Source organism: Pseudomonas sp. Mb7 (genome assembly GCF_054790525.1).
The window spans coordinates 3,894,348-3,905,628 of sequence record NZ_CP186501.1; the positions used below are offsets into that span (position 1 = coordinate 3,894,348).

General features: G+C 59.0%; 10 protein-coding genes. 2 read left to right on the forward strand and 8 right to left on the reverse strand.

The window, feature by feature from the left end; all coding sequences use genetic code 11:
* Positions 1-187 precede the first annotated feature (187 nt).
* From fabG to ACOYXH_RS17505, 5 genes are all read right to left on the reverse strand, one after another.
* On the reverse strand, positions 188-931 hold the full coding sequence (fabG, locus tag ACOYXH_RS17485) for a 3-oxoacyl-ACP reductase FabG (protein ID WP_034155354.1): 744 nt from the start codon (positions 929-931) through the stop codon (positions 188-190).
* Between the two features lie 16 nt (positions 932-947).
* A complete protein-coding gene (fabD, locus tag ACOYXH_RS17490; protein ID WP_258708666.1) occupies positions 948-1,886 on the reverse strand; it encodes an ACP S-malonyltransferase in 939 nt (312 codons plus the stop codon).
* 122 nt (positions 1,887-2,008) lie between these two features.
* Entirely contained in the window at positions 2,009-3,019 is a 1,011-nt protein-coding gene (gene plsX, locus ACOYXH_RS17495; RefSeq protein ID WP_095125201.1) for a phosphate acyltransferase PlsX, read from the reverse strand.
* Between the two features lie 4 nt (positions 3,020-3,023).
* On the reverse strand, positions 3,024-3,206 hold the full coding sequence (rpmF, locus tag ACOYXH_RS17500) for a 50S ribosomal protein L32 (RefSeq protein ID WP_003179396.1): 183 nt from the start codon (positions 3,204-3,206) through the stop codon (positions 3,024-3,026).
* A gap of 13 nt (positions 3,207-3,219) precedes the next feature.
* Positions 3,220-3,747 (reverse strand): YceD family protein, encoded by a 528-nt coding sequence (locus tag ACOYXH_RS17505; RefSeq protein ID WP_038364482.1) that lies wholly within the window; start codon positions 3,745-3,747, stop codon positions 3,220-3,222.
* A gap of 105 nt (positions 3,748-3,852) precedes the next feature.
* On the opposite strand from ACOYXH_RS17505, the gene ACOYXH_RS17510 reads away from it, so the two are divergent.
* The gene (locus tag ACOYXH_RS17510; RefSeq protein ID WP_095048614.1) at positions 3,853-4,431 is read left to right on the forward strand and encodes a Maf family protein; all 579 of its coding nucleotides are present in this window, start codon (positions 3,853-3,855) and stop codon (positions 4,429-4,431) included.
* Between the two features lie 86 nt (positions 4,432-4,517).
* Here the strand turns inward: ACOYXH_RS17510 and ACOYXH_RS17515 are convergent, their stop codons facing one another.
* The 3 genes from ACOYXH_RS17515 to rluC are packed head-to-tail and all read right to left on the reverse strand — an operon-like array spanning position 4,518 to position 7,140.
* Positions 4,518-5,507 carry a S49 family peptidase gene (locus tag ACOYXH_RS17515; protein WP_095048615.1) on the reverse strand — a complete coding sequence of 330 codons (990 nt, stop codon included), beginning with the start codon at positions 5,505-5,507 and terminating at the stop codon, positions 4,518-4,520.
* 24 nt (positions 5,508-5,531) lie between these two features.
* Entirely contained in the window at positions 5,532-6,194 is a 663-nt protein-coding gene (locus ACOYXH_RS17520; protein WP_099756910.1) for an HAD-IA family hydrolase, read from the reverse strand.
* Positions 6,181-7,140 (reverse strand): 23S rRNA pseudouridine(955/2504/2580) synthase RluC, encoded by a 960-nt coding sequence (gene rluC, locus ACOYXH_RS17525; RefSeq protein WP_034155359.1) that lies wholly within the window; start codon positions 7,138-7,140, stop codon positions 6,181-6,183. The genes ACOYXH_RS17520 and rluC overlap by 14 nt, the downstream gene beginning before the upstream one ends.
* A gap of 699 nt (positions 7,141-7,839) precedes the next feature.
* Between rluC and rne the strand changes: the two genes are divergently transcribed.
* Positions 7,840-11,079 carry a ribonuclease E gene (gene rne / locus ACOYXH_RS17530; protein ID WP_460409850.1) on the forward strand — a complete coding sequence of 1,080 codons (3,240 nt, stop codon included), beginning with the start codon at positions 7,840-7,842 and terminating at the stop codon, positions 11,077-11,079.
* Positions 11,080-11,281 lie beyond the last annotated feature (202 nt).

Below are 11,281 nucleotides of genomic sequence, written 5' to 3' on the forward strand. Positions count from 1 at the left end.
TCACTCCTAATGGACAAATTCAGGCAGCTGGCCAGTGGGTAAGTGTATAGAAAGACTTTTCAGTTTTTCAACTGAAAGCTTCACTCCTCAAACCCTGCAGCCCTCTGCCTATAAATAGATTGCAGCTTTATAACGGATTTTAGACAGCTCGTATGACATTTTTTTGAAGCAATCCGTCACATTTTACTTACATGTACATCCCACCGTTCACCGGGATTGTAGCCCCAGTGACGTATGCCGCACCGTCGGATGCAAGAAAAGCGACCACAGACGCGATCTCTTGAGCTTGCCCCAGACGACCCAGCGGAATCTGCGTCTGCAAGGCTTCACGCTGTGCTTCAGGCAGTTCGCGCGTCATATCGGTGTCGATAAACCCTGGGGTTACCGAGTTGACCGTAATCGAACGCGAACCGACTTCACGCGCCATTGCACGGCTGAAACCTTCCAGACCGGCCTTGGCGGCTGCATAGTTTACTTGGCCTGCGTTGCCCATGGCACCCACCACCGAGCCAATACTGATAATTCGACCCCAGCGCGCCTTGGTCATACCGCGCAGAACGCCCTTGGACAGGCGATACAGACTGTTCAGGTTGGTATCGATTACGTCGTACCACTCGTCGTCTTTCATGCGCATCATCAGGTTATCGCGGGTGATGCCGGCATTATTGACCAGGATTGCCACCGGCGCACCGAACTGTTCCTGAATACCCGCCAGCACTGCACTGACCGATTCATCGCTGGTGACATTGAGTTCGAAGCCGGCGCCCTGAATACCGTTTTCCTTCAGGGTCGCAGCGATACGCTCGGCGCCCGAAGCGGAAGTCGCGGTGCCAATGACGATGGCGCCCTGACGACCCAGCTCCAGTGCGATAGCCTGGCCGATGCCGCGGCTTGCACCGGTGACCAGTGCAACTTTACCTTGCAGACTCATGCAAGTTTCTCCTGATTCAGGCTTGCGCTGCGCGAGCGGCAGCGAAAGCGTCTGGGGTATTGAGGTTGGAAGTCGCCACGCCTTCGGCGCAACGTTTGTTCAGGCCGGCCAGGACTTTGCCCGGGCCGCACTCGACCAGATTGGTCGCGCCTTTGGCGGCCAGGGTCTGTACCGACTCGACCCAGCGCACTGGCTTGTACAGTTGTTCGAGCAGATCACGCTTGAGGGTTTCCAGATCGGCCGGCACTTGTGCGCTGACGTTCTGTACCACCGGGATCTGCGGCACCTGCCAGTCGATGGCAGCAATGGATTCGGCGAAGCGCTCAGCGGCCGGACGCATCAGCTCGCAGTGCGACGGCACGCTCACCGGCAGCGGCATGGCACGCTTGGCGCCACGCGCCTTGCAGCCTTCGATCGCGCGCTCGACGGCAGCCTTGGCACCGGCAATGACCACTTGGCCCGGCGAGTTGAAATTGACCGCGCTGACCACTTCACCTTGCGCCGCTTCGGCGCAGCCAGCCAGCACATCGGCATCTTCCAGGCCGAGGATGGCAGCCATGCCGCCCTGCCCGGCCGGAACAGCTTCCTGCATCAACTGACCGCGACGCTCGACGAGCTTCACCGCATCAGCCAGTGTCAGGCTGCCAGCAGCAACCAGCGCGCTGTATTCACCCAGGCTGTGACCGGCAACAAAGGCCGGACGCGCACCACCTTCCGCCAGCCACAAACGCCACAGAGCGATCGAAGCGGTCAGAATGGCCGGTTGGGTTTTATCGGTTTGATTGAGCAGCTCTTCCGGGCCCTGCTGGGTCAGCGCCCACAGGTCATAGCCCAGAGCCTCAGAGGCTTCTTTGAAAGTTTCGAGGATCAACGGATATTCCGCGCCCAGCTCGGCCAGCATGCCGAGGGACTGCGAACCTTGTCCTGGAAAGACGAATGCGAGGGAAGCAGACATGTAACAAGCCCCTAATGATCTTGTCGTCGGAAAATGGCGCCCCACTGGGGACGCAAGAAACTGACAGTTGGATGGCCCTTTGAACCGGGCGGTCACATTTAAGCATTGTCCGACGAAAACGCCTAAGACAACAAATCCTCCAGACGACCATGGAGACGCTCGGGAAGATTTTCCTGAATCTCGATCAGCGCACGGGAAATAGCACTCTGAAAGCCCTGAACACCGGCCGAACCGTGGCTTTTCACCACGATACCCTGCAAGCCGAGAAAGCTTGCGCCGTTATGTCGCGCCGGCGCCAGATCCGCCTGCAAACGCTTCATCAGCGGCAACGCCAACGCCCCCACGACACGAGAGGCCAGATTTTTTTTGAACAGCGCCTCGATACGCGCAGCGATCATCGTCGCCAGACCTTCGCTGGACTTGAGCAGGATGTTGCCGACGAAACCATCACACACCACAACATCCGCCTCGCCGCGATACAAACCGTCGCCTTCGATAAAGCCGATGTAATTGATGCCACGGGCAGCCTGCAACAGCGTCGCAGCCAGCTTGACCTGCTGATTGCCCTTAATGTCTTCGGTGCCGATGTTCAGCAGCGCGACGCGCGGGCGATGGATGCCCAGCGTCTGCGCCGCCACCGAGCCCATTACCGCAAACTGCAGCAAATGCTCGGCGCTGCAATCGACGTTGGCGCCCAGATCAAGCAACTGGCAATAACCCTTCTGCGTCGGGATAGCCGCCACCATTGCCGGCCGATCGATACCGGGCAGCGTCTTCAGCACGAATCGTGACAGCGCCATCAACGCACCGGTATTGCCGGCGCTGACACAGGCCTGAGCCTTGCCGTCACGCACCAGCTCAAGGGCGACACGCATCGACGAGTCCGGCTTGCCACGCAAGGCCTGGGTCGGTTTTTCGTCCATGGTGATGACTTCGCTGGCCGCAACAATCGTCAGGCGCGCGCGATCGGCAGCCGATTGGCCGTGGATCAATTCTTCAAGAAGGGAGGGTTGACCGACGAGGGTCAGGTGCAGCGAGGGCGTAGCAGACAGGCAAGCAAGGCTGGCCTGAACAATGCTGCGGGGACCGAAGTCCCCGCCCATTGCGTCAATCGCGATGACTTGAGCGGACAAGTGATTACTCGTCAGCGCCCTTGTCGATCACTTTACGGCCACGGTATACGCCTTCTGGCGATACGTGGTGACGCAGGTGAACTTCACCAGTGGTTTTTTCTACAGACAGGGTGCTAGCCTCGAGAGCGTCGTGCGAACGGCGCATGTCACGGGCAGAGCGGGATTTTTTGTTCTGCTGAACAGCCATAATTGATTAACTCCTAAACGTTTGGGTCACGCTTTAACTGCGCCAATACACTGAACGGGTTGGACCGCGTTACCTCGTCCTCGCTCGGTTCGGGCTCATCTGCTCCCGCCGGCTGCTGGCATTCTTCCGGATGATGAGCAGGCACAATAGGCAAGGCAAGCAAAAGCTCTTCCTCGACCAGTGACTGCAGATCCAATGGATCTTCGCCCAGTTCCAGCACGTCATAACCTTTCGGTAACGACTGGGTATTCGCACCCTCCTTCACTACAGCGTAACTGCATTCGCTGTGGATCGGCAGGGTGACCAGCTCAAGACAACGCTGGCAAACCATTTTGACCTCGGTGTCGATAAAGCTGTGGATCACCACAGATTTACGTTCATCTCGTTCAAAAACGAATTTCGCCTGCACCGTACCGACATCGTCGGAAAGCGGGTCGCAGAGTCTCTTCAAATCGGCCAGCAGCAGTTCACCTTGAAGGGTGGTGCCACGGTCAGCCAATTTGCGCGGGTCAACGTGAGGTGGAATCGGGTCATTCAACATAGGCGCAGCATTATAGGGATGCACCCACCCATGTCAAAGGAAATTGTGCCCTGTCCGTCACTTGCGTGCCTCCGCTAGAATTCGCACCTGCCTCAGGAGACGCGAATGCTGCCTTTATTACTCGCTTCAAGCTCGACCTATCGTCGGGAATTGCTCGCCCGCCTGCACCTGCCGTTCGTCTGCAGCTCGCCGGATATCGATGAAAGTCACCGCCCGGGCGAATCGGCGATCGAACTGGTCAAGCGCCTCGCCGAACAAAAAGCCCGGGCATTGGCTGACAGCTATCCCGCCCATCTGATTATCGGCTCGGACCAGGTTGCCGTGCTCGGCGAGCAGATCATCGGCAAGCCGCACACCTTTGAGAAGGCGCGCGAGCAACTGATGGCCGCCAGTGGCGCCAGCGTGACATTCCTGACCGGCCTTGCGCTGCTTAACAGTCAGACCGACCAGTGCCAGGTCGATTGCGTGCCGTTCACGGTCCACATGCGCACGCTGGATCAGGCAAGCATCGAACGCTATTTGCGCATTGAACAGCCTTACGACTGCGCAGGCAGCTTCAAGGCGGAAGGCCTCGGTGTGAGCCTGTTTCAATCTACCGAAGGCCCTGATGCCACCAGCCTGATCGGCCTGCCGCTGATTCGCCTGATCGACATGCTACTGGTTGAAGGCGTACAGATGCCTTAAAGCAAAAGATCGCAGCCTGCGGCAACTCCTACACCGATCTCTGTAGGAGCTACCGCAGGCTGCGATCTTTTGATCTTTACAACGAACTAACGCAACGAAGGTCCGTGGAAACCCATCCACATCGCCAATTGCTCTGCCACGCTGGCACCGAGCTTCTTCGAGAAACGATCGAACGGCGACTCCTGAACAGTGAAGTCGACCAGCTCTTTCTCGCCAATCACATCACGCGCCACCGAACTGGCATTGCCCAGACCATCGATCAAGCCCAGCGGCAGCGCTTGCTCACCCGACCAGACCAGCCCGGAGAACAGCTCCGGATGCTCTTTGTCTTTCAGACGATCGCCACGGCCCTGCTTGACGCTGTTGATGAACTGCTTGTGCGTGGTGTCCAGCACCGTTTGCCAGAACGCCGTTTCATCAGACTTCTGCGGCTGGAACGGGTCAAGGAACGACTTATGCTCGCCCGAGGTGTACGTGCGACGCTCGACACCCAGTTTCTCCATGGTGCCGACAAAGCCGTAACCGGCCGCCGTCACACCAATCGAGCCAACCAGACTCGCCTTGTCGGCATAGATCTGATCCGCCGCACTGGCAATGTAATAAGCACCGGAGGCGCCCAGATCGGAAATCACCGCGTAAAGCTTGATCTCCGGATGCAGACCGCGCAGACGCTTGATCTCGTCATACACATAACCCGATTGCACCGGACTGCCGCCAGGACTGTTGATGCGCAGGATAACGCCTTTGACCTTCTTGTCCTCGAACGCCGCCCGCAGGCTGCCAACAATGTTGTCGGCACTGGCGGGCTCTTTGTCGGCGATCATGCCGGTGACGTCGATCAACGCGGTGTAGTTCGGCCCGCGCGTGGCGCTCTTTTCCATGTCCATCAGCGGCGTGAACAGGATCAGCGCCACAAACAGATAAACAAACGTCAGCAGCTTGAAGAAAATCCCCCAACGCCGCGAACGACGCTGTTCCTGAACACCAGCCAGCAGAGTCTTTTCCAACAGCTTCCAGCTTTTTTCGTCACCGCCGTCGGCACTTGCCTTGGCCGGTGCTTTCCATTCGTCGGTCATGCCATCCACCCCAGCAAAAACGTATTAGGCCTGCTTCCCCAGCCAGGCATGCAATTCGGAAAAACGGTCGATCGACAGACGTGGCTCGAATTGTTGCAGCGATTCGATCGATTGCGCGCCATAACTGACCGCGACCGAATCCATCCCCGCATTACGCGCCATCAACAGATCGAAGGACGAATCGCCGACCATCAAGGCCTGCTCCGGACGCACACCACAATGAGCAAGGATCTGCTCCAGCATCAGAGGGTGCGGCTTGCTCGCAGTTTCATCGGCAGCGCGGGTGATATCGAAATAATCTTCCCAGCCATTAGCCTTGAGCACTCGATCCAGTCCGCGACGATTCTTGCCGGTCGCCACCGCGAGGTGATAACCCTGCTCGCGAAAGGACGCCATCGACTCGACTACGCCTTCGAACAACGGCGAAGGCACAGCTTCTGCGGCGATGTAGTGATCGGCGTAATACTCGCGAAACGCGGTCATTTCGGCGTCACTGATCTCGGGATACAGCGTGCGAATCGCCTCGGGCAAGCCCAGACCGATAATGCCTTTGACAGCAAAGTCGTCGCGCAACTCGAAACCGGAGCGCCCGGACGCCGAATGCATGGCTTCGACAATCCGATGAATGGAATCGGCCAGGGTGCCGTCCCAATCGAAAATCAGCAGTTTGTAATCAGATGGGCGCACTCAATCGCTCCACGGTCTTGGCCCACATTTCATCGACCGGCGCCTGCAAGGTCAGCTTGCCGCCATCGGGCAGCGGCACGGTCAGCATGTAGGCGTGCAGGAACAGGCGCTTGCCGCCCAGATCACGGATTTCCTTGGTGAAATCCTCATCGCCATACTTGCTGTCGCCAGCAATGCAATGACCGGCATGCAAGGTATGCACGCGAATCTGGTGGGTGCGACCGGTCACCGGTTTAGCCTCGACCATGGTGGCGAAGTCACCGAAGCGGCGCAGCACTTTGAACATGGTCAGGGCTTCTTTGCCCTCGTCATTGACTTCGACCATGCGCTCACCGGAACGCAGATTGCTCTTGAGCAATGGCGCGCTGACTTTCTTGATCGAAGTCGCCCAGTTGCCGCGGACCAGCGCCATGTAGCGCTTGTCGACGCCATCGCCGCGCAATTGCTCGTGCAAGTGGCGCAACATGCTGCGCTTTTTCGCGATCATCAGCAGGCCGGAGGTATCACGGTCGAGACGGTGCACCAGCTCCAGCTCTTTGGCATCGGGACGCAACTGACGAAAGGCTTCGATCACGCCGAAGTTCAAGCCACTACCGCCGTGAACCGCAATGCCGGCGGGCTTATTGATCACGATCAGGGCTTTGTCTTCGAAGACAATCGAAGCTTCCAGGCGCTGCAACAGACCCTGCGCCAGCGGCACCGGCTCATCGCGCTCAGGCACGCGAACCGGCGGCACGCGCACGATATCACCGGCCTGCAGCTTGTATTCGGGCTTGATCCGACCTTTGTTCACACGCACTTCGCCTTTACGCAAAATGCGGTAAATCAAGGTCTTGGGCACGCCTTTGAGCCGGGCGAGGAGAAAATTGTCGATTCGTTGGCCGGCATACTCCGGCGAGACTTCAAGCAATTGAACGCCTGGAGTCGAAGGGGCAGTAGTTGTCATGCCGCGGATGATAACAATTTTTATGGAATTGAAGCACTTAATCATTGCTGCTATAGTCGCGAACGCCGCCAAAAGCGGCCTGGACAGAGGAACCACGGTCAAAAACCGGCCCTGACCAACGCAATTCACCAGGACGCGAGGCCGTCCTACGGGGCTTTCGCTACGTAACGGTGGAGTTTGCAGTTGTAACAAGCGCAGGTGACATGAGGCCTGAATTACACCGTCGAGCAGAGTTTTTACTCGCCTGACAGGCACACATTCAAGGCCAGTTCACAAAGTGCAGTCAGCTACAGATGACCCCGAGCGAATGCTTCGGAAACAACGCCTGAATTAGCCATGATGCGTGACCTCCCCTTTCGGAGCTCACGGTAAATGCCAACCCGCTGCGGATTCTGCGCGCGGCAGCACCCGAATTATCAGGGATACGTGTAGGGTGGAGATGCACAACCGCTGGACTGTGTAGCAATAGGCTTTATCAAGACGCTTCATCTCGTCCACAGCCGCTGGTTGATTCCTCCTCCTGACTGAGTGCTTAAGTAGCCACAGCAAGCAGGACGCGTACGTCGCTATATCGGCCCAATTGGCCGCATATCGCTGGACACGGGAATGGCCAACCACTCCCGACGCACCTGACACCGACCGTGAGAAGTCGTGTGTGCCGAACGCCGTTTCCGGCAGCCCGGAAACCGACGGTACTACATGAAAAGAATGCTGATTAACGCAACTCAACCCGAAGAGTTGCGTGTTGCACTGGTAGATGGCCAACGCCTCTACGACCTGGACATCGAATCCGGTGCACGCGAGCAGAAGAAGGCCAACATCTATAAAGGCCGCATCACTCGCATCGAACCAAGCCTTGAGGCTGCCTTTGTCGATTTCGGCTCCGAGCGCCACGGCTTCCTGCCCCTCAAAGAAATCTCCCGCGAATACTTCAAGAAAGCCCCTGAAGGCCGCGTCAACATCAAGGACGTCCTGAGCGAAGGCCAGGAAGTCATCGTTCAGGTCGAAAAAGAAGAACGTGGCAACAAGGGCGCAGCCCTGACCACCTTCATCAGCCTGGCCGGTCGTTACCTCGTGCTGATGCCGAACAACCCGCGTGCCGGCGGTATCTCCCGTCGCATCGAAGGCGAAGAGCGCAACGAACTGCGTGAAGCGCTGAACGGTCTGGTCGCACCAGCCGACATGGGTCTGATCGTGCGCACTGCCGGCCTTGGCCGCAGCAGCGAAGAAATGCAGTGGGACCTCGACTACCTGCTGCAACTGTGGACCGCCATCAAAGAAGCCTCGCTGGATCGCTCCGCGCCATTCCTGATCTACCAGGAAAGCAACGTGATCATCCGCGCCATCCGCGATTACCTGCGCCAGGACATCGGCGAAGTGCTGATCGACAGCGTTGAAGCCCAGGACGAAGCCCTGACCTTCATACGCCAGGTGATGCCGCAATACGCCAGCAAGATCAAGCTGTACGAAGACAGCGTGCCGCTGTTCAACCGTTTCCAGATCGAAAGCCAGATCGAGACCGCTTTCCAGCGCGTCGTTGAACTGCCTTCCGGCGGCTCCATCGTTATCGATCCGACCGAAGCCCTGGTGTCGATCGACATCAACTCGGCGCGCGCCACCAAAGGCAGCGACATCGAAGAAACCGCTCTGCAGACCAACCTTGAAGCTGCCGAAGAAATCGCCCGTCAGTTGCGCCTGCGCGACATCGGCGGCCTGATCGTCATCGACTTCATCGACATGACCCCTGCCAAGAACCAGCGCGCCGTGGAAGAGAAAGTCCGCGAATGCCTGGAAGCCGACCGTGCCCGCGTGCAGATCGGTCGCATCTCGCGCTTCGGCCTGCTGGAAATGTCCCGTCAGCGCCTGCGTCCATCCCTGGGCGAAAGCAGCGGTATCGTTTGCCCGCGTTGCAACGGCACCGGCATCATCCGTGACGTTGAATCGCTGTCGCTGGCGATCCTGCGCCTGATCGAAGAAGAAGCCCTGAAAGACCGCACCGCCGAAGTGCGCGCCCAGGTGCCGATCCCGGTCGCCGCGTTCCTGCTCAACGAAAAACGCAACTCGATCACCAAGATCGAACTGCGCACCCGTGCTCGCATCATCATTCTGCCGAACGACCACCTCGAAACCCCGCATTTCGAAGTTCAGCGCCTGCGTGACGACAGCCCGGAAGCTGCGACCAACCAGTCCAGCTACGAAATCGCAGCTGCCGCTGCCGAAGTCGAAGAAGTCCAGCCAGCCGCTGCGACCCGCACCCTGGTTCGCCAGGAAGCTGCGGTCAAGACTGCTCCGGCACGTGCCAACGCTCCGGTTCCGACCGAAGTCGCCGCCCCGGCCGCTGCTGCACCAGCTCCAGTCGCTGCACCAGAGCCAAGCCTGTTCAAAGGTCTGGTGAAATCGCTGGTCAGCCTGTTCGCCACCAAAGAAGAACCAGCCGCTCCGGTTGTGGTTGAAAAACCAGCCACCGAACGTCCGGCCCGCAACGAAGAGCGTCGCAACGGTCGTCAGCAGAGCCGCAACCGTAATGGTCGCCGCGATGAAGAACGCAAGCCACGCGAAGAACGTGCTCCACGTGAAGAACGTGCGCCACGCGAGCCGCGCGAAGAGCGCGCGCCACGTGAAGCCCGTGAAGTCCGCGAACCACGTGAAGCTCGTACCGAAGCGCCAGTTGCCCGCGAAGAACGTGCACCACGCGCTCCGCGTGAAGAACGTGCACCACGTGCACCGCGCGAAGACCGCAAGCCACGCGGCGAGCGTGAAGAGCGTGTGCGTGAACTGCGCGAGCCACTGGACGCCGTTCCAGCCGCTGCTGCTGACGTTGCCGTTACCGCTGAAGAACGCCCGACCCGTCAGCCCCGTGAAGAACGCGCACCGCGTCCGCCACGTGAAGAGCGTCAACCGCGTGCCGAACAGGCCGCTGCTGCCGTCGCTGAAGAAGAAGTGAACACCAACGAAGAGCAACTGCCGGAAGACGGTTCGGAGAACGCCGAAGGCGATCGCCCACGTCGTCGTTCGCGCGGTCAGCGTCGTCGCAGCAACCGTCGTGAGCGTCAGCGTGATGCCAACGGCAACGTGATCGAAGGTTCGGAAGAATCCGAAGCCGGCGAAAACGCTGAAGCGCCAAGCACTGCCGATCTGGCTGCTGGCCTGGCTGTGACCGCCGCTGTTGCCAGCACCGTGATCAGTGCACCGGCTGAAGCACAAGCCCACGAGCAAGCTGAACGCGCCACCGCGGCTGTTCAGGAAACCGCTCCAGTGGAAGCGCCGGTTGTTGAAGCGACTACTCCAGTAGAAGTGGTTGCTGCTCCGGAAGTCGAAGTGGCACCGGTTCAAGAGACCCTGCCTCAGGTAGAGCCAGCGCCAGTTGTGGCTGCGGAGCCGGTGGTAGAAACCGTCGCAGAAACCGTAACCGAAAGCGTACGTGAAGTTCGCGAAGAGCAGACTGCCTTCAACTGGGTTGCCGAGCCGACTGTTGCTGAAACCCCAGCGCCAGTGGTGGAAGCACCGGTTGTTGAAGCGCCAGTGTTCGAAACCCCAGTGTTTGAAGAACGTAAGGCTGCCGAACCAGCACCTGTCGTTGAAGCACCGGTTGTCGCAGCCCCCGTGGTGACCGAAGCGCCAGCCCCTGTGGTTGAAGCTGCAGCACCGGTCAGCGCTCTGACGCCAAGCGGCCGCGCGCCAAACGACCCACGTGAAGTGCGTCGTCGCAAGCGTGAAGAAGAGCGTCTGCAGAAGGAAGCTGAACTGGCTGCCGCTGCTGCGCCAGTCGCTGCCGAGCCAGCCGTGGTTGCTGAAGTGGTCGAGGCAGCGCCTGCCCCGGTGACTGAAGAAGCTGTGGTTGAGTCGGTGATTGCTGAAGCACCACGCTCCGTTCAGGACGCGGTCGAGCAGCACCAAGAGGCCGAGGAAAAAGAACACGAGCCTAAACCACGCGTGTAATTTCCAAAGCCAATAAAAAGCCCCGCCCGATTATTCAGACGGGGCTTTTTTATGCCTCGATTTTTTGTGGTGGACTCTAGATCCAACCCCCTCACCCCAGCCCTCTCCCCGAGGGGGCGAGGGGGAAAGGGAGCAGATCTCCGTGTGTTTCAAGGCCGGAGTTCGACTCGAAGTTTCAGGTCGGTGTACCTCGAAAGAACAC